The 21,930-nt window shown below is 60.8% G+C and carries 18 protein-coding genes; 12 read left to right on the forward strand and 6 right to left on the reverse strand.

Going from position 1 to position 21,930, the window contains the following annotated elements; genetic code table 11:
* The first annotated feature begins 1 nt into the window (after position 1).
* The 7 genes from AAFM92_12850 (at position 2) to AAFM92_12880 (ending at position 7,809) form a co-directional block, all read left to right on the forward strand.
* Positions 2–2,152, forward strand: coding sequence for an efflux RND transporter periplasmic adaptor subunit (locus tag AAFM92_12850; GenBank protein MEL7301263.1), 2,151 nt, complete (start codon positions 2–4; stop codon positions 2,150–2,152).
* Between the two features lie 120 nt (positions 2,153–2,272).
* The gene (locus AAFM92_12855; GenBank protein MEL7301264.1) at positions 2,273–3,079 is read left to right on the forward strand and encodes a SapC family protein; all 807 of its coding nucleotides are present in this window, start codon (positions 2,273–2,275) and stop codon (positions 3,077–3,079) included.
* Positions 3,072–5,084, forward strand: coding sequence for a DEAD/DEAH box helicase (locus AAFM92_12860; protein ID MEL7301265.1), 2,013 nt, complete (start codon positions 3,072–3,074; stop codon positions 5,082–5,084). The genes AAFM92_12855 and AAFM92_12860 overlap by 8 nt, the downstream gene beginning before the upstream one ends.
* Positions 5,085–5,092: 8 nt before the next feature.
* Positions 5,093–5,896: an efflux RND transporter periplasmic adaptor subunit gene (locus AAFM92_12865; protein MEL7301266.1), complete on the forward strand. Its 804-nt coding sequence runs from the start codon at positions 5,093–5,095 to the stop codon at positions 5,894–5,896.
* 54 nt (positions 5,897–5,950) lie between these two features.
* Positions 5,951–6,574: a methyltransferase domain-containing protein gene (locus AAFM92_12870; GenBank protein ID MEL7301267.1), complete on the forward strand. Its 624-nt coding sequence runs from the start codon at positions 5,951–5,953 to the stop codon at positions 6,572–6,574.
* A 79-nt stretch (positions 6,575–6,653) separates the two neighbouring features.
* Complete coding sequence (locus tag AAFM92_12875) at positions 6,654–7,352, forward strand: sulfotransferase (protein MEL7301268.1); 699 nt, start codon at positions 6,654–6,656, stop codon at positions 7,350–7,352.
* 112 nt (positions 7,353–7,464) lie between these two features.
* Entirely contained in the window at positions 7,465–7,809 is a 345-nt protein-coding gene (locus AAFM92_12880; protein ID MEL7301269.1) for a hypothetical protein, read from the forward strand.
* A gap of 80 nt (positions 7,810–7,889) precedes the next feature.
* Here AAFM92_12880 and AAFM92_12885 read toward each other — a convergent pair whose 3' ends face one another.
* The 3 genes from AAFM92_12885 to AAFM92_12895 are packed head-to-tail and all read right to left on the reverse strand — an operon-like array spanning position 7,890 to position 12,032.
* Positions 7,890–10,115, reverse strand: a complete 2,226-nt coding sequence (locus tag AAFM92_12885) for a glycosyltransferase family 2 protein (GenBank protein MEL7301270.1) — start codon at positions 10,113–10,115, stop codon at positions 7,890–7,892.
* Positions 10,116–10,134: 19 nt separating this feature from the next.
* The gene (locus tag AAFM92_12890) at positions 10,135–10,809 is read right to left on the reverse strand and encodes a hypothetical protein (protein MEL7301271.1); all 675 of its coding nucleotides are present in this window, start codon (positions 10,807–10,809) and stop codon (positions 10,135–10,137) included.
* The gene (locus AAFM92_12895; GenBank protein MEL7301272.1) at positions 10,806–12,032 is read right to left on the reverse strand and encodes a hypothetical protein; all 1,227 of its coding nucleotides are present in this window, start codon (positions 12,030–12,032) and stop codon (positions 10,806–10,808) included. Before AAFM92_12895 ends, AAFM92_12890 begins: the two co-directional genes overlap by 4 nt.
* A 159-nt stretch (positions 12,033–12,191) precedes the next feature.
* On the opposite strand from AAFM92_12895, the gene AAFM92_12900 reads away from it, so the two are divergent.
* From AAFM92_12900 to AAFM92_12910, 3 genes are read left to right on the forward strand one after another with little or no spacing between them, the layout of a single operon-like run.
* Positions 12,192–12,908 carry a hypothetical protein gene (locus AAFM92_12900; GenBank protein ID MEL7301273.1) on the forward strand — a complete coding sequence of 239 codons (717 nt, stop codon included), beginning with the start codon at positions 12,192–12,194 and terminating at the stop codon, positions 12,906–12,908.
* A gap of 26 nt (positions 12,909–12,934) precedes the next feature.
* On the forward strand, positions 12,935–13,717 hold the full coding sequence (locus tag AAFM92_12905; protein ID MEL7301274.1) for a hypothetical protein: 783 nt from the start codon (positions 12,935–12,937) through the stop codon (positions 13,715–13,717).
* Positions 13,714–14,748 (forward strand): hypothetical protein, encoded by a 1,035-nt coding sequence (locus AAFM92_12910; protein MEL7301275.1) that lies wholly within the window; start codon positions 13,714–13,716, stop codon positions 14,746–14,748. Before AAFM92_12905 ends, AAFM92_12910 begins: the two co-directional genes overlap by 4 nt.
* A 40-nt stretch (positions 14,749–14,788) precedes the next feature.
* Here AAFM92_12910 and AAFM92_12915 read toward each other — a convergent pair whose 3' ends face one another.
* A complete protein-coding gene (locus AAFM92_12915; protein MEL7301276.1) occupies positions 14,789–16,048 on the reverse strand; it encodes a glycosyltransferase in 1,260 nt (419 codons plus the stop codon).
* Between the two features lie 468 nt (positions 16,049–16,516).
* Here AAFM92_12915 and AAFM92_12920 point away from each other — a divergent pair, with 468 nt between their 5' ends.
* Together AAFM92_12920 and AAFM92_12925 are read left to right on the forward strand one after the other, a co-directional pair.
* Positions 16,517–18,751 carry a hypothetical protein gene (locus AAFM92_12920; protein ID MEL7301277.1) on the forward strand — a complete coding sequence of 745 codons (2,235 nt, stop codon included), beginning with the start codon at positions 16,517–16,519 and terminating at the stop codon, positions 18,749–18,751.
* Between the two features lie 128 nt (positions 18,752–18,879).
* Positions 18,880–19,791 (forward strand): glycosyltransferase family 2 protein, encoded by a 912-nt coding sequence (locus AAFM92_12925; protein ID MEL7301278.1) that lies wholly within the window; start codon positions 18,880–18,882, stop codon positions 19,789–19,791.
* A gap of 27 nt (positions 19,792–19,818) precedes the next feature.
* On the opposite strand, the gene AAFM92_12930 is transcribed toward AAFM92_12925, so the two are convergent.
* The gene (locus tag AAFM92_12930; GenBank protein ID MEL7301279.1) at positions 19,819–20,487 is read right to left on the reverse strand and encodes an ABC transporter ATP-binding protein; all 669 of its coding nucleotides are present in this window, start codon (positions 20,485–20,487) and stop codon (positions 19,819–19,821) included.
* A gap of 5 nt (positions 20,488–20,492) precedes the next feature.
* The gene (locus AAFM92_12935) at positions 20,493–21,842 is read right to left on the reverse strand and encodes a sugar transporter (GenBank protein ID MEL7301280.1); all 1,350 of its coding nucleotides are present in this window, start codon (positions 21,840–21,842) and stop codon (positions 20,493–20,495) included.
* Positions 21,843–21,930 lie beyond the last annotated feature (88 nt).

The raw sequence follows: 21,930 nt of genomic DNA on the forward strand, positions 1-21,930 counted from the left end.
CATGTCCAAGAGCTTCCACAGCAGCTACTGGTACCGCGTGAAGGACAAGCGGCCGCGCCTGCGCAGTCACGCCCGTTTTTTCCGGACGGAGTATCGCGGCCAAACCTGGTACGTGCTTCAGGATCGGAGCTCGGGACGGTTCCACCGCTTCACCGGGGCCAGCTACTTCATCGCGTCGATGCTTGATGGGCAGCGCACCCTCGACGAGATCTGGCAGACGGCCTGCAGCGCGCTTAACGAAGAGGACGCGCTGACGCAGGATGAAATCCTGCAGCTCCTGAGCCAGCTTCACACGGCCGACGTGCTGCATTCGGACGAGGCGCCCGACATCGAGGAGATGGTCAAACGCGGCAGGAAACAGCGCTTCAAGAAGCGGATGATGAGCGTGCTCAATCCGCTGGCCTTGCGCATTCCGATGCTCGACCCCGAAGGCTTCCTCAAGATCACCATGCCGCTGGTGCGCCCTCTTTTCTCCATCTATGGGCTCGTCGCCTATCTGGCGCTGCTCACCTATGGCAGCACGCTGGCGGTGCTGAACTGGGACGGGCTGACGGAGAATGTGCTCGACCGGGTTCTGAGCACCGAGAGCCTCATGCTGCTCCTCGTGACGTACCCAATTGTGAAGGCGATCCACGAGCTTGGCCACGCTTACGCGATCACACGATGGGGTGGCGAGGTCCACGAGATCGGCATCATGTTCCTCGTTTTCATGCCGGTGCCCTACGTCGATGCCTCCGACAGCCTGTCTTTCCCGTCCAAGTGGAAGCGGGCCTTCGTTGCCTCGGCAGGCATCCTCGTGGAGCTCGGCCTTGCCGCTGCGGCCATGGTCGTCTGGGTGAATGCAGAGCCCGGCCTCGTACGCGCTTTCGCGTTCAACACGATGCTGATTGGCGGCCTGTCGACGCTATTTTTCAACGGCAATCCGCTCCTGCGCTTCGACGGGTACTTCGTGCTCAGCGACCTTCTGGAGATTCCAAACCTCGGCAACCGGTCGAACCGCTACATCGGCTACCTCGTCCAAAAGCACATGCTGGGCATCAAGGAGGCCGATAATCCGGCCCATGCGCCAGGCGAGCCGTTTTGGTTCGTCACCTATAGCGTCCTCGCGTTTCTTTACCGGATCTTCATCACCATCGCGATCGTGCTTCTCGTGTCGTCGAAGTTTTTCTCGCTGGGGATCATTCTGGCGATCTGGTCGCTGGTCCTCATCTTCGGCGTCCCCATTGCCAAGCAGATCTGGTTTCTTCTTGCCTCGCCCAAGCTCCGGGGGCGCCGCGCGCGCGCCATGGGCGTCGTTCTTGGGTCGCTCGGCGCGATCGTAGGCGCGCTGCTCTTTGTGCCCTTGCCCTACTCGACCATCGCCGAGGGCGTGGTCTGGGTGCCCGAGCACGGGGCTGTCCACGCCAATGGCGACGGTGTGGTGGTCGAGGTGCTGGTGGCGCAGGGCGAGCAGGTGGTTGCGGGTCAGCCACTCGTGCAGCTGGCCGATCCGCTGCTTGCGGCGCGTGTGGCGCTTCTGGAGGCGACGGTGGCCGAAACGACCCTGCGGCGCGACAGCCTTGCGGTCAGCGATCCGGCGGCGGCGCGTATCGCCGCAAGCGAGCTGGAGCACGCCATGGCCGACCTCGAGCTTGCCCGCGAACGCGAGACCAACCTGACGGTTCGCGCGACGACGGCAGGCAGCATCGCACTGACCGTGACGTCGGACCTGCCTGGTCGGTATCTCACCCGCGGCCAATTGTTGGGCTATGTCAGCGCATTCAAGGACCCCGTGATCCGCGCGGTGATCTCCGAAGGGGACGCGGATTTCGTGAAGCAACGCACCAAGGACATCGACATTCGCTTCATCTCCGCCCCGGCCGAAGCGCACCCGGCCCGGATCATCCGGGAGGTGCCCGCGCTGGAAGCCTCGCTGCCGAGCCTCGCCCTCGCGACGCAGGGCGGTGGCCGGATCGTCCTCGATCCCAACGATTCGACCAGAAGTCGCACCCTGCAGAATCTGCTGCATCTCGACCTTAGGCTCGATGCAGCCCACGAATTCGCAACAATCGGTGAAAGAACCTACGTTCGTTTCTTGCATGACCCGGCCTCGCTGGCCGAGCGCGTGTACCGTCGCGTGCGTCAGGTGTTTTTGAGCCGCTTCAACATTTAAACATAGATTTTAGAGGGCTGATCTGCTGGATTTATCTCGGGGGGCAGGCCGGTTGGCGTAATCCTTTGGGGAATTTGACCCACCCGAACCGGAATTTTAACCCGAGCCAAGGAGAATATTATGGCTACGCAGTTGCTATTCTATGAGAAAGCCGTCCCGGTGAGCGCCAAGAAGCACGCCAAGATGTGTGTGAAGGCGGGCGATAGCTATGCCTTCGCGAGCAAGGTGAACTCGGTCCCGCTGACAGCCTCGGAATTTGCCGAAGCAGGCGCGGAATATCCCATCGTCTTCGCGGGTGAGGGCGAAAACGTCATCCCCACCGCCATTCTAGGTGTCGCTGGCGAGAAAAACGCATTCGTTTCAGAAGAGGGCGGCTGGGGTGGCCGCTACATTCCCGCCTTTATCCGCCGCTATCCCTTCGTGTTCAGTCAGCAGACAGCGGACAACCAGCTCGTGCTGCACATCGATGAGAGCTTCGAAGGGTGTAACACGAAAGGCCGGGGGGAGCGCCTCTTCGACAGTGACGGCAGCCAGACCCAGTACCTCAAGAATGTCCTCGCATTTCTTCAGGATTACCAGGCGCGCTTCAATCGTAGCCAAGCTTTCTGCAAGCGCCTTGTAGAGCTCGAGCTGCTGCGCCCGATGCAGGCCCAGTTCACATTGCCAGACGGCGAGCGCCGCTCGCTCACCGGGTTCATGACGGTGGACCGCGACAAGCTGAAGACTCTTGAAGGCGACATGCTGAGCACGCTGATGTCCACGGACGAGCTGGAATGCATCTTCCTGCATCTCGCTTCGCTGCGCCATTTCGGACAGGTCGCCGACCGCGCCGCCAATGATGGCGGTGGCAAGCTGACCTTCCAGTCGTCCAACAGTGGCGGCGAGAAGGCAGACGCCGAAGCCGAAACCGGCAAAGAGGATGCCTGACGGCACCAGCCCCTCGAACTTCTTGATCGGGGGGCACGCCGACGATGCCATGGGGCCGGTTTCGCTTGACGTGTTTCCGGCCCGCAAGGACGAACGCCTCGACAAGATAGATCAGGCCGTACAGATGGCGCTGGGCGAGATCACCGGGCGCACGACGCTGGTTCAGAGGCTGAGGGCGGACCGGCGGACTCGCAGGGTGATCGCGCGTGAAACGGCGCTCCAAGGGATGGATGACGCCGCGCTCCGGCGTCACTTGGACGCCATCCGGACAGATCTGGTGCGCGGCGGGCTCACCGGTGCGCCCCTGTGCGAGACCGTGGCCATCGTGCGTGATGTGGCGCGGCGGACACTCGGGCTCAGGCCCCATGATGTGCAGATCCGCGCCGCGCTGATCCTGCTCGACGGTGCCCTTGCCGAGATGGCGACAGGCGAAGGAAAGAGCCTCGTGGCAGCGATCGCCGCGGCCACGGCGGGGCTGGCCCGTATCTCGACCCATGTGGTGACCGTGAACGATTACCTCGCCGAACGCGACGTGGAAGAGATGCAGTCCTTTTTCGAGTGGCTGGGGCTACGCGTGGGTTGCATTCGCCACGAGGACGACCCCGCCTCGCGCCGCGAGATCTACGGTCGGGATGTTGTCTATGCCTCGAACAAGGAAATCTCCTTCGATTACTTACGTGACACCCTCCGGATGCCTGGCGAGCAGGGCAAGCTGCGCTTCAAGCTGCGGCGCCTGACAAAGGGTGAAGCCCGCCCGGTAATTCGGGGTCTTCAATTTGCGATCGTGGATGAGGCCGACAGTGTGCTGGTCGATGATGCGCGAACGCCGCTGATCCTGTCGCGCGAGACCGATGTCGCCGCTGAAGCGGAGTGGGCTGCGACGGCGTATGGTCTGGCCGACAAGATGTACGAGGGGCTGCATTACGAGCAGAAACCTGAGCGCCGGCAGATCGAGCTTACTGACTTCGGCAAGGACCGGCTGGAGGACTACGCCGCGGCCCTCGAGCCACTTTGGCACAACAGGGTGCAGCGCGAGCAGGCCGTGTGTCAGGCGCTCTCGGCACGGCTCTTCTTCCACCATGGGGACCAGTATGTCCTACAGGAGGGCAAGGTTGTCATTGTCGACGAATACACCGGGCGTCTCATGCCCGAACGCTCCTGGAATGATGGCTTGCATCAGCTCGTGGAGATGAAGGAAGGCGTGGAGATCACGCCGCGCAAGCTGTCCATTGCGCGCACGACCTACCAGAGGTTCTTCCGTCGCTACCTGCGGCTGGCGGGCATGTCCGGGACGGCGCGCGAGCTCCGCGCGGAGATATCCGCGGTCTACCGGATGCCGACGCTGCCGCTGGCGACGAGGCTACCCGTGGCTCGACGGAACCTCGGCACGCGGGTATTCGCAAGCGAGCGCCAAAAGTGGTCTGCCGTGATCGACCGGGTGATCGAGCTTCGCGATGCTGGCAGGCCTGTGCTGATCGGAACTCGGACGGTGGCGGCATCCCAGGCCTTGCACGCGGCGCTCGAGGCAGCGGAAATCCCCCATGTCGTTCTCAACGCGCTCAACGATCATGAAGAGGGCGCGCTCGTTGCCGAGGCCGGTCAGCCCGGCCAAGTAACGGTCGCGACCAACATGGCCGGGCGCGGTGTTCATATCGGGGTCAGCGAGAATGTTGTGGCAGCAGGCGGTCTCCATGTGATCCTGACGGAGAGGCACGATTCCGCGCGCATCGACCGGCAGCTGATCGGCCGGACGGCGCGGCAGGGGCAGCCGGGCAGCTATGAGGCGATGCTCGCGCTTGATGATTTCCTTCTGCAGAACGTGCGCGCGCCGCTCCTGCGGATGTTTGCCGGGTCGAATGGGCCCCTGGGGCGGACGGCGGCACGGCTTCTCTTCCGAAACGGCCAGCGCCGTGCGGAGCGTGCAAACGCGCGCGCGCGGCGCGCCTTATTCACGCATGACCAGCGCCTGCAGGGCTGGTTGGCTTTCGCGGGTGTCGAAGAATGAGATGTTCGATGGTCATTGGTCACCTCGTGGCCGCCACCTTCCTGATGCCGAACCCCGGGCGGGCGGAGATCTTCGATTGCGTGATCGAACCGGCGCTCGTGGTGGAGATCGCCAGCGCATCCGGCGGGCTGATCCGCGAGCTCAATGTCTCGCGCGGGGATCTCATCAGCCGCGGGCAGGTTCTCGCCCGTCTCGATTCCGGCATCGAACGCACGACGGTCGATCTGATGCGCGAGCAGGCTGCGTCGGACGCCGAGATCGAGGCGCAGAGAGCGCGGCTGGAGCTGGCCCGGAGCCGGGCGGAGCGGACGAACAGCCTCGTGGAACGCAACATCGCTCCGCAGGCGGATCTGGACGAGGCGGAGGCCTCTGTCTCGGTGTCGGAGCGCGAGTTATCCATCGCTGCCATGCGGCAGAGAATTGCCGGTATGGAGCTGCGCCGCGCGGAAGAAATCCTGCGCCAGCGGACGGTCGTCAGCCCAATTGATGGCGTGGTCATCGAGCGGCTTCTCTACATCGGCGAGTTCTCGGATCAGGATCGTCCGGTGGTCCGGATTGCCCAGCTGGACCCCTTGCACGTAGAGGCGTTTCTGCCGATTTCTGTCTTTGCCGGGCTCGAGGAGGGCATGACTGCCCTCATTCGCCCGGCGGAGCCCGCCGGTGGAGAATACGAGGCGGAAGTCACGGTAATCGACAAGGTTTTCGACCCGGCGTCGAGCACCTTTGGCCTGCGCGCGGTGCTTCCGAACCCCGATCTCGCGATCCCGGCCGGCAATCGCTGCACGATCGAGCTGGTTGCGGAAGGTAAGTAGTGCTCGCCAAGTCTTGCTGGTATGGCTGACGCGCATCATCGTTAAGGCCTCGACATGACAGCACCATCAAGCGTGAAGACGGACAAGAACACCTCGCGCTACTCCAGCGGTGATTACTGGCGGGACAGGTCCGATCTTCTGTACTACCGCTACATCGAATACATCCTGCGCGTCGTTGGGCGCGATGCCAAAAGCCTTCTCGATGTTGGGTCAGGCAACAGCCCTTATCTCGAATGGTTCGATTGGATAGAGGACCGTCGCTCGGTCGATATCCGTGTGCCCTACAGCTCGGACAATGTGCAGGGGATCAAGGGCGACATCCACAAGCTCTCATTCGACAAGACTTTCGATCTCTGCACCTGTTTCCAAGTGCTCGAGCATGTTCCAGACGCCGCTGCCTTCGCGCGCCGGTTGCAGGAGCTCTCCGAAACGCTGATCATCTCGGTTCCTTTCAAATGGCCGGAGAATTGGACCAAGGGCCACATCCATGACCCTGTGGACTACGAGAAGCTCACGGGATGGATGGGTCGTAAGGCCAACTACAAGATGGTCGTGCGAGAGCCTTTCCGCCGCAACCAGCACCAGAGACTGATTGCCATCTATGATCGTGATCCTGACCGTCGCTTTGGGCGCCCTGACATCGATCAGCGTATTCGGCGCGACCAGAGAATGGATTAGTTGACGGCCCAGATGAAGGCTCTCAAGGCAGGCGCTGTCTGACAAATACCGGCATGAATATCTGCAGGGAAACAAGCTGATGAGCAGGCGGACCGCAATCATCCTCGGAGCCATGAAGGCCGGCACGACGACCCTGCATGGCATGCTTTCACAACATCCCGAGATTTGCCCCGGGCGGAAGAAAGAGCTCGATTTCTTTCGGAAGGATCGGGGTCCGATGCCCGAGGCGTATCTCAATGAGTTTCCGAAATTCGACGAAGAAAGGCACTCCGTTCAACTCGACAGTTCGCCCAACTACACCAAAGTCCCAATGATGTCGGGCGTGCCGGAGCGGATTGCCGACTATACTGGCCCAATCCGCATGATTTACATTCTGCGAGATCCTGTCGAGCGCATACGCTCTCACATCTACCACAACTTCAAGCAGGGCCGCTGGTCGCCGGAAACGCTGACGCCAAAGCAAGTGGATTTCTGCATCAGTGTTTCTACGTACCACATGCAGTTGGAGGCATATGCGCGTGCCAACCTTGAGGACGACATCATGCTCGTTGATTTTCACCGAATTGTTGAAAATCCGGAAACGGTGGCGCTCGAAATTCATCAGTTCATTGGGATCGAGAGGATTGCGCCCAAAAGCACCAGGGCCCGCCATGTGAATGCTGAGCCCAAGTCCAAGGATGAATTCATCGACCTTGAGCGGTGTCGTGATGCGCTGTCCGGGGAGGCAGAGATCCTGGAAAGTAGATACGGATTTCGACCGAGCATTCCTTGGAGCTAAACCGTGCAACTATGCAACGCCAAGTTGGCGCCGCCGCATCGAGGCGTTGCTCGAGTTTCGTCGATGCATGTACGCTGTTTCATGACTGAATGCATTTTTCACGGAGGCCAACGTGGCGATCTTTTATCTGACATACGACCTGAGCCACGAAGATGGCCTGAAGCATTACCAAGCCCTTCGCGAGGAGCTGACCCGCCTTCGGGCGCATCAGGTGGGCGAAAACGGCGCCTTCATTAATCTCAACACCGTGGACCCGAAGAGGCTCGTGGAAGCGCTGCAACCGCTCGTGGAAGACCGCGACAGGCTCTTTGCCGTGCGGATGGAGCCGCGCTCCTACTGGTATATCAACGCGCGCCGCGACACGAACGACTGGATCAAGGCCAATCCGCCAGTCCCGCTTGAAGAGGCCATGGCCGAACTCCAGGCGCGCGCCGAACAGAAGCCGCCGACACAATAGAGCTCTCCGCTTCGGCGCGTTTGCCAGGCGCGGGTGATGAGTGCGGACGATTGCACTCCTGCGACATGCGGGAATCGCCCTCAGGCGTCCTCGGTCGTTTGTCTGTTCTGCGCGAAAACGCCGGGGAGGAGCGCATCCGAAGCTGGCCTGAGGTGGCTCGCAAGGCTTGCGAGCTTTGCGACCGCCCCTTCCGCGCCTTCCCCGAAAATGCGGCCGATATTTTGCTGGGTCCGGGCGTGATAGCCCTCCGCCTGCTGCAGCATGCGGGACCGGTGGGCATCCGAGAACAGCTTCACCAGCTTGTAGTGAAACACCGGAACGATCGGGTTGAGGGTCCAGATGTCTGGCCCCGGTTGGGGCGTGTCATCTGTGTAGTGAAAGCTGTGAAAGCCTTGGTTCAGATGTCGACCCGGTTGGTATCGGCAGATTGACAGTTTGCGCAGGGAATCGAAGGTTCCAAAGGCGTGAAACCGGGCATCAAAGCGCCAGGACAGGTCTGCATAGGGCCCGAAACCCCAGGAAATAGATCCGGTTTCTCGATAGGTCTGCGATGCCGGGCCGGGCATGTCGCAGAACCAGCCAAAGGTGGCTGTGACATCGTCCTCGCTTATGTCCGTGCCATCGGGCGGCATCCGCAGATCGGGCAGCATGTCGAGTAGGAGGCAGGTGGCAAAATCGCGACCTTGCTGCGCAAGGTGGCCCGTCAAATCGCCGAGGGTGCCGAACGGCGCAGGCAGCTGAAGCATTTCATCCGCGTCGAGGATGCAGAGCCAAGTACCAGCGGGAACGAGGGCCTTGATCAAGCCCTCCATCCAAAGTGTCTTGCAGGTCCTGAAAGTGCCGATCTTGGGCCGCAACGCGAGAACATTGTCTCCCAGATCGAGATCCCTGACAGGCTGGGTCGAATGATCGTCGATGAGCAGAAAATGCGTAACCCCGAGCTTGCGATGATGGTTCACGAAGCTCGATAGGAAATCCTGCTCGTTATGCACACAGGCCACGGCGCAGATGCTCCGCTGTGTGATCGGGTCTATCTCCGGGAGCGGCTCGATATGGAACAGGTCTCGCAGGATGCCGTCTGCCGGGAGCGCCTCGATCAGCCGATGTTTGTAGGTCTGGACGCGGGACCGATACTTCGGCGCCAAGTCCTCGGATTTCGAATGCCTCTGGACGCTCAGGGCGGCATTGAAATTTCCCATCTCGCGAAAGAGCGCCTCTGTGCTCACGTAATCCGCGCCACGTGGGTTCAGCGGCGATCGATGGTCCGCCACTTTTCCGATGAAGGCCCTCCTGTTTGGGAGCTTCTCGTCCTGCAGATAGTTCCGTGCGCTCCCCGAGATCTTGAATATGTGCTTTCCTTCGCTGACCCCGATGAAGGGCAGGGCGGGGAACTCGGTCATGGCCCCGAGGATAACGTCGATCTCATCGAACTGGCGCGGCATGGAAAGTCCATGGTATCCAACATGCCTGTAGATCGAGGTGGGCATGCTGATCCGCCCGCTCGTGCCATCTCCCCAATTCCCGCTGAAATGGTGAAAGATGAACCCCGCCGGATAGGCCATGAGGAGATCGAGCAGCATGCGGGTTTCGCCTGCTGTCACAAAGTTATCGGCATCGAGGCTAGAGTAGACCTGCCCGCGCAGATGCGCTCGGAAGGCGTTCTTTGCCTTCCCGAAATGCCAGCTGTCGAGAGTCTCGACATCGCGCACAACGCGCAGATAGCCATCGCTTATGGCTTCGGGAAAATTGCCCGCGATCCAATCTCGGATCTCGGTGTCCGCGTCGAAGACCACGATGAGGAACTCGACCTGATCCCGAAATTCAGCGTTCGCCTTGAGGTTCCAGTCAAGCGTGCCCTTGAGGTCATCGAGACGGCCCATGACCGGAGTGCAGTAGGAAATTTTGCGAGAGGGCGGCGCGCTGGGGCCGTCGGCGCACCACTGCTCCCGCATGTCCCGCTCCAAATCCGTCATGCGCGCCAGAAGAGCGGCGCGTGTCACAGGGCGCCTGTCACGGTCATGCGCGCGCAAGTGCGTAAGGAGCGGATTTCCTGCACCTGCATCGGAGTAGGTATCAAGGTAAAAGCCGGTTTCGAAGCCAGGGCCCGGGTCGCGCCGCAAGAGCCGTCCATACCGTAGGAAATGCAGGCACGGGTCCATTCCAAGGAGTTCCGTGTCTGGGTAGGTCGAGCAGTACCACTTGGGGTCGTAGTACTCCGAGGCGCGCACCATGGCGATGTCCTCGGCGGACGGTTCGAAGACGAGATCCGCTCGAGCAAGCTTTGGTTGTGCAAGCTGGTCCGCCATGCGGTCGGCTACCCCCGGTTCAGGAGAGTTTCAAGTCAGCCAAAAGGGGATAAACCCCCATGTTGTGAGCAGGATACTGGAAGTTGTCGGCATTCGCCAAAGCAACGTCGCCGAGGACCTCCATGAAGAGGTCGTGGACCCACATCGGCCGTGGGCCGGGCTCCAAACGGAAGAGGGCCATGCGTCCGCGCGTTTCAGCAGGGCGGGCCAGCTTTTCGACGATGTGGTAGGCCGCACGGTCGACGTAGTCGTCGAACAATACCGTGGTCGGTTTCTTGATCCGGAGAAATGTGGCGATGAAGCACGCGGCCCGAAACCGTCCGTCGACAAGGACCAAGTCGGGGTCGCGAAAATAGGTCTTGCTCCAGATATCGGAGGGGTATCGGTAAAATTTGCGCCAATGCGCCACTCCTTCGGGGCGCCCCCACATGCCGGTGGGGCCGATATCGCAGAAATGTATCACGCCCTGACCCTGCAGATCCTCTGCATCCAGCCAGCGCTGCAGGTTAAGCGCCCATTGTTCGTCGCTTTCCACGCTCATGATAAAGCGTCCCGGGAGTCGTGCGCCGTACAGTGTCGATCCGCCTGACCCGTATTCCAATATTACCCGGGCATTGCCGTAGTGATGCTTGAGAAAAGCCAGTTCCTCGTCGGGGAACGTCAGTTGCGGTTCGTGGGACGTGTCGATCTTCATGTCTCCTCGAGCTGTGCTTCGAGCGCCCGCGTCAGGGCCGCGATCTCCTCGAAGCGATCTCGCAAGAGCGCCTTAAGGTCAGCAGCGCTTGGTTGCCCCGCAGCGCCTCCGATTTCTATAAGTCTCCGCGCCTGTGCCTCGTTCACGGACGCCATCGCCGCGATCTCGTCCCTGTAGTAGCGGACCGTATCGGCATGGTCTTTCTGAAGAGTTGCAATCTGGCCCCGCAGCGCCTCGTTATGCTTTTTCTGTCCTTCCAGCGCGGTTTTCAGGGCTGCCGTTTGCTCCGCGATGCCCTCAGCGGACTGGTGCGACACAACGCGATCCAGCTTCTGACGGTTTCTCAGCTCGACCACTTCGGACCTGCGGTCAAACAATTCGGCCTGCAGTCGTGCGGCGGCCTCGTGGCGGGTCTGGTAGGCAACAGACAGTGTTTCCTTTTCTGACTTTAGGCGCATCGCCCAAGCGCGATCGCCTCTGCTCGCCTCTTCCGCCCTGTCTCGTGCCGCCTTGAGTACGTGAAGCTCGGAAATGCGTTCGAAGAAGCGCTGCACCGAATGCCAGTGTTCTGTCGTCTGCGATAGATCGGCGAGCCGCGGCGGCGGAGCACTGCCAATCATCAACACATCGAGTCCGCGACCGTGAGAGAACGAAACGCTCGGGTAAGTGCCACGCAGCGTGGCCAGCCGGTCCGCGCTGGCTTTGTCGAGGTCCGGGTCGGCGAAGCCCGGGATTAGCAAAACCGCTCGGGAACTGAGCCGGGGGAGCCATGCCTCCTCGAATGCCCCTAACACATCCGTCGAGGGGAAACGCTCAAGTATCAGCAGGTCCACGCTTCCTGCGGTGATCTGGTCCGCGGCGTTTTCCGTGTCGGCAAATGCAAGCGTGGAGAAGTCTGCGTAATGCTCCGCATTTTGGGCCTCGAGCGCAGCCTGTCGGTCCTCGTCTTCGACAGTGCAAAACGCGAGGCAGGTCGTATCAAGTCCCAATTGATCTACTGCCTGGCAGGCGGCGAAGTACGCGGTTCCCTCGGAGCCTTCCACGCCAACAATTCTACTGGGCTTGAGATCGCTTACCAGCCAGAACAGGAAAGAAAGATGATCGAGGTAGGCTGAAGGAGCCAGGTGCCTTGCACGCCAAAGAAGCGGCGCCTCCCAGAGGGATCGCATGGTGGCCGCTGAAACTGAGAAGTCACTGGACATTTGCGCATCCGGGTCTGCCACGGTCTCACCGCTTCAGCGGAAAGTCGCAGTATTCGAGGAGGTGAGCAAGTTGCCGCTTCTAGAGCAACCCTTAAGACCATAGTTCGCGGTTGCATATGACGCGTTTTGGCGGGTAAGCCACGATTGCCCCGTGGGCAGCGAGTGAAGTTCGAGGCTGGTATGCCAAAATCCACGATATTGCTCTCTTCGGCGCGATCCGGGACGAATTTCTTTTTGGCAGTGTACAAGAAGTGCTTTCCCGACGACTTCGTCGTGAAGGAGATCTTTCGGAGGGGCGGCGACAATCTGGACGCGTTAGCCGAGCAGCTTGGTGTGTCCCGCGAGCAGGTGATCGACCTCCAAATATCGGATCCGTTGACGCTCTGGAAGAGGATCAAGCAGAGCTGTGAGAGCGGGAAGAGCGCTGCGGTCGCCAAGATCTTTTACTACCATGACGCCGAAAACACCGCTCTGCGGGAGCACTTCCGGGACAACGACCGGGTGGTCCACTTGATCCGTCGCAATGCGTTTGACGTGTTCCTTTCGGAGCGCATGGCCCGAAAAACGGGGCAATGGCAGGAGTTCAAGAGAACGCCTGCACACGAAGTCGAGTCAATCGAGCTCGATCCAGAGGAACTGGCAGCGTTCCGGCAACGCCAGACAGACTTTGTGTCCCGAGCACGCGAATTCTTTTGCACCGCCGACTACACGGAAATCTTCTATGAAGATATCGCCGGATCTCCGGGCGAATGCGCTACGACGCTGGAGAGGATTTATGGGTCCTTGAAAAGCCCGGCTCCGAAGCAGGTCGGCCTCATCCGTCAGAAGAAGAAGTCGAACCGCGAGCTTGTTGCAAACTACGATGCTGTAAAACATCTTGATGGTGCAATTTTCTGAACCACGTCTCACGATAGGAATTCGCAATGTCCGCGCCTCTTTTCGACACGCCCTTCGTGATATGGACCCTGCAGCGCACGGGCGGAACAAACCTGAACAAGCACCTCAACATGCATTCAGGGAACGAGAAGTATCAGGATGAGCCGTTCAACCGCCGTCGGGAATGCGGGGCCGTCACGCAGGCTTGGCTGGATGACCAGAACGAGGACGCGCTCCATCGGTCGATCAACGTCATCTGCGCCAAGCGCAAGAACATGAAGCACTGTGTCGAACGGATCCCTTGGCCCATCAGCGAAGCGTTGATCGCAGCATCTCATCGCGCGGGCTACGCCCCTGTCTTCCTCTTTCGCGAGGACCCGATGCAGCGGCTCCTCTCGATGGAATACGCCATGCGCACAAAGGCTTGGGGCCCCAAGAAGGCTTCGGAGAACTCTGAGGATCCTTCGGCGTTCGACAAGCCCTTGGACGTGGACGCCCTCATCGCGCATGAAACGCGGGCAAACAACAAGCTCAAGAAGGCTTGGCGACAGCTGAAGAAGGCGGGCGCGGCTCCAGTCGCCGTTTCCTACGAGGAGCTCTATTCAAGCGATCCTGAAGAGATGCGAACGGCTACGAAGCGGGTGTTCAAACGGCTGGGCGTTCCTGCCCTCGATGAGAAGGTCATCGAGGGGATCCGGAAAACCGGAGACCAGCAGACGCGCGACAGATACAGCAACTTCAAAGGCCGCGATGAGCTTCAGTCCCGGCTGGTGGAGCTGCCGAGACTGCCGTTCGCGCGACAGAAGGCCGGTGTCGAACCGACTGAATGAAGCGGCTCATCCTGCACGCCGGCATGCACAAAACCGGCACGACGGCGATCCAGAGCATAGCGGCCAAGAACCGGGACGATCTTTTCAAGAAGGGAGTCTACTACCCGAGGAGCTGGGAGTTCTTCGGTAATCCCTCGCATTTACCAAGCGCGAATGCGCATTTCAGCCTGTTCAATGCCCTTGCCGGGCTTCGTCCGCGTGACAAGAAGAACCTCCAAAGGTTTCGAACGCATCTCCTCGAAGAGATACCGGATGACTTTACAATCCTGCTCAGCGCAGAGTCACTGAACAGGCACGTCGTGCCACAGGCTGCGTCATTTGCAGAAGGCCATAGGGCCTACATTGCCCGCGTTGCAGAGTATTTCGCCGGGTTCCACACCGAGGCCGTCGTCTATTTTCGGCAGCCGAGCGATTTTGCAGAATCCATGTATGCCGAGAATGCCGTCTCCTATCCGGTCATCGAAGGCTTCAAGAAAGCACAAAAGAGCTTCGTGAAAAGGTTTCAGTATCGCGAGTTGAGGGAGGGGTACGCGGTTCATTTCCCGATTTCATGTCGGAGCTTCGAGGCGGAAAAAGACCGTTTGCCGGGGAGTTTCTGGCGCGACTCGGGCCTACCGGCGCCATCCGATATCTTGGAGAGAACGCGCCGGCCTTCGATACCCAAGGCGGCGGTGCGCTGGATCTACCGGGCAAAACGGCATCGGGGCGCACCCATGGAGCGGCCAGAGAGGCTGCGGAGGTGGCTCTTTGCCTATCAGGACGAGAACGCCCAGCTCTTCAGGAGCAGCGTGGCGTCTTCCTTCTGGGATGGCCTGTCGGACAGCGCGGCATTTCATGACCAGATGCTGGACGGTTTTGGAGATATTGCCTTTGCACGTCCGGCATCCGTCCCGCCACGCTGCGCTTGGAGCGCGCAGGACCATGCCCAGGCCGAGGCGCGCTTCGCAGCATGGCAGACAGAAAGGGCTGATTGGCTACGAGAGCGGGCCGAGAGGGGCGTTCCACCCTTCATCGACCCGGAGGCGCCTTAAGGCCACCTACGCAAGCGCAACGAGAGAGCCGTGGGAGTGTTCAGCTGCCGGGAATGCGCACTTTCAGCGCGAGGGCCTCGGGAACGAGCGCGTTGATTTGGGCGACGTGCTCGGGGAGGCATCGCGTGGCGAAGTCATAGCGCTCCACTGTCTGCGCCCGTGCTGCAGGGCCGATATGGGCATAGTCATCCGGGCGCGCGAGAACGTCGACGACCTGCCGCGCCAGCGTCTCCGGGCGGAAATAATCGGCCAGAAGACCTGTTTTTCCGTGCTCGATCACCTCGCGGACCGGCTCTGTGTCCGAGCCGATGACCGTGGCCTCCATCGACATGGCCTCAAGGAGGGACCAGGACAATACGAAGGGCATCGACATGTAGAGGTGGCACCGCCCGAGCTTGATGACGTTGCAAAAGTCAGGGTAGGACACACGTCCGAGGAAATGGACACGGCTCCAGTCCACGTTCGTCCCAAGCTCCTCGGCCAGTTGGCCGCGCAGGCCTTTCGGGTGTTCGATATCACGACCGTAGGACGTCTCTTCACCCCCCACGATGATGACACGAGCCTTCGGCCGCTCCTTGAGGATTTGCGGCAGCGCACGCATTACGACATGGAAGCCGCGCACGCGCTCGAGGTTTCGCGCCACATAGGTCACCACTTCGTCATCGCGTGTCAGCGGTCGTTCGAGGCGCTCCAGTCGCAAGCTCACCTCGCGATCCGGCTGGAGAAGGTCGGTGCGGATGCCGTCGTGGCAGACAAAGAGCTTGTGATGGAAGCTCTCCGGAAAGCGGTCTCGTTGCCAGTAGGTCGGGCAAATGCCCTGGTCGACCGTCTCGATGTTCATATGTGGGACGACATTCCGGCCACGCGCGAAGTAGGCCGCGTGTGGGCCCACGGGCTCTTCGGGATCGTAGCCGACGATGCCGCCCGTGAGCTGGTAGTAATATTCGAAGAACCCGATGATCGGAACGTGAGGCCATACATCCTTGAAGAATGTCAGCTCGCCCCATCCGGTATGACCGATGACGATATCGGGCACGAACCCGTCGTCGTCCTCGAGCTTTCGGGCCGCCGCCGCCGCGCTGTAGCCGGCGGCCGAACTCTCTTCCCATGGTTTGGACAATCCAAAGGCGTCGTCCGACGGCCTGTGGATCGGGGAATAGACGCGGACGGCTACCCCTTTCAGCTTCACATCGCGGCGCTGGGTCAGGAAGACGATCTGATGCCCCCCGATCGCCACCAGCCATCGCAGCATTTCGCGATACTGGCCGGGCATGTTCTGATGCACGAAAAGTAACTTCATAACTCATCCTTGCCGCACCATGTGCTACGAAAACCGTCGTCATGAGCGCGCTCATGGGCAGCGGACCCGCCTTCACTATGCGCGATCATCCCGTTCATTCAGCAAGATCAGAGCAGTCTCGCAACCTGCTTCGCGGCTCGACCATGGGTGACTGCCGCGCAGCGAGATAGAAATGTCACTGGAGGTGCCTGCTAGCGGACTTCGGCGCGTGGGGGGGCGGATCTTCATTGGCAGGCGACGCGCCGTTGGATTGCTGGCTTTGGCGCACTTTTGGTCCGCCGCTCCTCGATACAGAAAGTGCGCTGTGGCTTCCGCCGCCGGCCGCCACGGCCGCTGAATTGCATGTCGAAGCCCGAACAATTTAAGCGCATTCCGAGGCACTGTTCATAGAATTGCCACATTCGAGTAACTGAACGATAGCCCCCGCCATGACAGGCCACTCCCTGCTGTCATCGGGGGACAAACGAGATGCCTGGGCTCGCTCCGGTCGTGACCTTGCATGGGGTCGACGCTTTCGGCCAACTCAGAAACATCACCAGCCTCGCCATCCTCACGCGGGCCGAAGAGGGCTGGCTCTATGCCGCCAGTCGTGATGGGGCCATCTATGCGTGGTCTCTCGGCGCAGGCATGGATTCACCGACGCTCCTACAGCACATCGAAGCGCCGGCCGCCCCGAGCCTGCAAAACCTCACGCGGCTCGAAGTCCTTGATGGCCCTGCGGGCCCGCATCTTCTCACTGGAGGCGTCTTCGGACATCAGGCAGGCGCCTATGAAATTGAGAGCGGGACGGGAGAGCTTGAGGAGAGCCGCATCGCGGTGGACAACGCCCTGGGGGCTCATTTGAGCAGCGCCCTCACCGCCGATGGTCAAAGCTATCTCTTTACCGCGGATCGCGGCGGGCAGAGCGTCCAGGGGACGCGGATCGACTCCGATTTCGGGATGTCTGGCGCAGATGATCTTGACGCAGGCGGGCAAGTAACCGCGCTGGCGACGTCTCTCATCGGCGGCCAAGGGTACGTTTTCGTAGCCGAGAACAGCGAGCAGACCATCAGCAGCTACCGTATCGAGGCCGATGGCGACGTGGAGCACGCGAACACGCTCGCAGCGGAAGAGGGGCTCGCCTTCCGGGAGCCCACCGCGCTTGCCGTGGCCGAGGTGGACGGTGTGCAGTTCCTCGTCCTCGCCGCGGCTGGGACATCCTCCCTCAGCGTGATCCGCATCGATGAAACCGGCGCTCTGACCGCAGTGGACCGGGTGTTCGATACGCTCCGGACCCGTTTCAGCGATGTCGTTGCCCTCGATGTCGTCACGCTCGGGGATGATGTCTTTGTCCTGGCGGCAGGCTCCGATGACGGGGTCAGCCTTTTCGCCCTTCTGCCGGGCGGGCGCCTGCATCACCTCTCCGCAATCGCGGACGGCACCGACACCTCCCTCCAAAACGTGGAAACCCTCGCATCAAGAGTATCCCCGGCCGGGCTCACCGTGTTCGCGGGCTCCTCGAGCGAGGCGGGGATCACTGTATTGGAGGCGGACCTGACGAATTTCGCAGGGGCGCAGCGCAGTGGTCCGGGACAGACCACGATGGCAGGCGGTGAGGAGGTCGATATCCTGATTGCCACCGAGGGCCCTATCGATTTGACGGGCGGCGCGGGCGCGGACGTCTTCATTTTCGATCCGGTTCTCGATCCGGATGTGGCACCGAGCGACGGAGATCTCGGGCGGATCATGGATTTTCAACCAGACGAAGACCGGATCGATCTCTCGCCGATCTTGGCCCTCTATGAACTCGGGCGCGTCGATTTCTACGACGCGTCGACCCGCGCGAACATCGAGGTTGGCCCGTACAGTTTCGAAGTCATTGCAGCGACAGGCGCTGCACTCGATCCGGCTGATTTCACCGCGTCGGCGCTGAAGCTTTCCGATCGCCCCACGATAGACCCGCTCAACCATCCTGCGCTGGAGGGCGCCGATCTCAACCCGGATCCCGAACCTGACCCGGATCCCGACCCTGACCCAGATCAAGATCCCAACGTTGGCGTCACGCTAATAGGTACGGAAGCCAGAGATACTCTCGTCGGCAGTGAGTGGGACGATTTCATATTCGGCCTAGGCGGCAACGACAGGCTCGAAGGCGGAAACGGAAGCGATGTGCTGGACGGTGGAGATCAGGGCGACCTCATCCTCGGCGGCAATGGTGGTGATCAAATCGAGGGAGGCGAGGGCAACGACGAGCTTCGAGGCGAAGCTGGGGACGACACGATCGCGGGGGGCGCAGGCGCGGACTTCATCATCGGAAATATCGGCGATGATGTGATGACCGGATCGGGGCTCTCTGACTTGGTGTTCGGCGGCCCCGGCAATGACTTCGTCAATGGTGGATGGGGTTATGACCGGATCAACGGAGGAACCGGCGCCGACAAGTTCTTTCACATTGGTATCTTCGATCACGGGTCAGACTGGGTGCAGGATTACAATGCCTCGGACGGTGACGTTCTCTTTTTCGGAAACGCTAGCGCCGAGCGTGACGACTTCCGTGTCTCGGTGGTGGAAACGCCCAGAGCGGGGATCGCCGGCGTCGAGGAGGCTTTCATTGTCTATATCCCGACGGGTCAGATCATGTGGGCCCTCGTCGACGGGAGCGCTCAGTCAGAAATCAATCTTCAGATTGCCGGCGACAGCGCGATCTACGATCTCTTTGGTTAGGGCATGTCGGCTGGCCAGCTCCGTGGGGCAATGGTATGCCTCGCAACAATCAAGCACCTGTCGGGCGCGCCATGTTTCGCAGACGGCTTCCCCTTTGGCCCCGTGACCAGCGGCGCATTGTTCGGTCATTGAAGCGTGATGCAGCGCCGCTGCGGATAATTCTCAAGACCCGCAACGAGCCTTTCTTTCTAAGGGACTGGTTCCGTCACCACGCGGCAATCGTGGGCCCGGAGCACTTGATCATCGCCGACAACATGTCCGACGATCCTGATGTCCTTTCGCTGCTTGCCGAGCTGTCTCATCGCGCGCACGTCTTTCAATTCGACGCCTTCCATGACGACCTGCACAAGCGCGAACTCTTTCAGCCGTTCTATTCGGCGCTTGAAGACACGTGCGATTGGTCGATGCTCCTCGATACCGACGAACGCCTGACCTGGATGGACCGTTCGGGCTGGATTGCCGACCATCGCCTCGTCGATCGCGTTATGCAGCGCACAACGGACGCGCACGCTTTGCCGGGGCTTCTTGTCGAAAACCAGCCTGGCTCCCGCGATCATCTGCGCTTTCCACAAAAGACCGACCGCCTAGCCTCGGTGCTTCATTGGGGCAAACCAGCGCTTGCCTCGAGTCATGGCAGGAAGCTGACTGGGGCGCAGTGCCATAACATTCAGTTCCCAAGCGAGATGTTTAGCGCGGACGTGCCGCCATGCCTTGTTGCGGTGCATCTTTGCAACCTCGACCCCCAGCAGCGCATGCGGGCGAACCGCGAGAAACTGGCGGCACGCGGTGTTTGCGGATGGGATACCCCGTTCATCGAGATCGCGCGAATTGATGTCTCCACTGAGCAGCGCAGTGTGATACGGCGCTGCGTTCTAGAGATCGACCGCTTGCTCAAGGCCGCGCCTATCAAGCCGGATAGTCGGGGCGCCGTCGTTATGCGCGCGGATGGCACTCTTGGGTTTTCGAGCAGCGCGGCGGAACAGGCATTCGAATATGTTCAAAGCAACGGCGCGGAGATGCTAAGGGCTGCCTCTCGTTAGGCCCAAGGCGAAGGCGCACATGGTGCTCTAGCCATCGTCCTCGCTTCCGATGACCCCGTGGTAGTAGTCGATCGCGTTTCCCACGTCGTCAAAGTACCGTAGCTTTCCATTCTCGAGGACGGCGCCTGCGTCGCAAATCCGGCGCAGCATAGGCGTTGTGTGGCTCACGACGATCGCCCCGCTCTTTTCCATGCGCGCTTTGAAGACCTCTTCGCTCTTGTGTTTGAATGCCGCGTCGCCGACCGAGGTGACCTCGTCCACCAGGTAGGTATCGAACTTGATCCCCATGGACGTGCCGAATGCGAGCCGGGAGCGCATGCCTGACGAATAGCTTCGGAATGGCAGGTGGAAATGCTGCCCCAACTCCGCGAAGTCTTCGACGAAATCGAGCAGCATGTAAGTATCGACACCGTAGATCCGCGCCACGAAACGCACGTTCTGAGCGCCGGTCAGCTCCGGGTGAAAACTGCCTGCGAACCCTACAGGCCATGAAATCGTACCGTTCGAGATCACCTCGCCGCTGTCTGGGTCCATCGTGCCTGCGATCATCTTGAGCAAGCTCGACTTCCCGGCTCCGTTCCGGCCCAGAAGCGCAACGGATTTGCCGGTGGGGAAAGTGACGTTCAGATTGTCGGCCACCACCTTGCTGCGACCATTCAGGAAGTATGTCTTGGACAGACCTTGCAACCGGATCATGGGACTCAGCGGCGATCCTTGATGCTGTAGTAGACGAGTACGCCGATGGCCCACATCAGCAGCAGGAATGCCGACGCGACGATCGCCGTGATGAGCCGTTGCGGGTAGAGGGCCTGCTCCGGCAACGTTGGGGTGACGTAGGCGGCGAGGTAGCGCGTCTTTCGTTGCCCTTCGGCCAGCGCGCTGTCATGCGCCGCGAGCGCTGCGAGGTAGGCCTGCTGTGCAAATTCCTGGTCCACGGTGAGCCGTTCGAATTCTGACAGGACCCGGACGTAGTCTTCCTCGGAGTCGGCCTCACCGCCGAGCACGAATTTCGATCGTTCCTCGGCGATCCGGTTTCGGATGACCTCGATGCGGCGATCGGCCTGCGTGATCCGCGGATCGCCTGCGCGCGTTGTCTGCGCGAGGAGATCGCCCTCGATAAGTGCCGTCGCCAATTGCTGTTGCAGGTTATTGAGAAGACCCATCTGGCCCTGGATGTCTGCCTGCGGATCGACGATCCGTGTCAGGCTGCGGAATTGCGCGAGGGCTTCCCGTGCGTCCTTGAGCCGTTCAACCGATTGCGCAAGCTCTTCGCGGGTGTAGCGCGTGGTATCGTCTCTCGCGATCACGCTCAGTTCATTGATCATGGCCGCGCTGTCATCGAAAATCGCTTGGGCGATCTGCTGCGCTTCTTCTGGATCAAACGCCTTAACCTGCAGCTCGATCAACCCGCTGCCGGTGTCGTAGTAGATCTTCACCATCCGGCTCCAGTAGCTGACAAGCTCCTCGATGGTGCTGTCAGGGGCTAGGGAATAGACCGGATCGATCTCCCGATGGCGCGAATAGAGGCCGCGCAGGTCCAGCCGCGCGTCGATCTGGCTCACCAATTGCTGACTTTGGATGAATTCGTAGAGGATGTCGGTGTCCGAGGAACTTGAGCCTGAAAGCTGCGTCAGCCCGCCGAGCAGTTCAACCGCGGAGCCGACCTCTTCACGGCGCACCACGAAGCCCAACGTCGATGCATACTGATCCTGTGCGCGGGTGTAGAGATAACCCGTCACGAGCGAGGACGGGGCCAGCACGACGAGAAGGAAGCTAAGTGCAATCAGGAGGTGTCGCACACCACTTCGCGCCGGGCGCGCCGGAGGGCGCACATTGCCGGACTTGCCTGTGCGCTTGGAGCCTGGCTTGCCCTTGCTGCCCGCTCCGGACGCTTTGCCGGCTTTGCCGCGTTGCTTTTCGGCCTCGCCCGGTCGTGCCTTTGGCCGTCGCTGGGGCGCCTCCGCAGCCTCGGCTCGCGCGGGGTCCGCCTCTTGAACGGCCGGTGAGACCGCGTTCTCATCGGGCTTCTCTGCAGCCATGCGCAGCTGCATGACGGGCCTGCTTCTGGGATTTTTCTCTGCCACGAAAGTGCTCCGACGGTGCTCGTTGATTGCGCCGTCCTTTGTCTCATTGCATATA

The organism is Pseudomonadota bacterium (genome assembly GCA_038533575.1).
Lineage (GTDB): Bacteria > Pseudomonadota > Alphaproteobacteria > Rhodobacterales > Rhodobacteraceae > Shimia_B.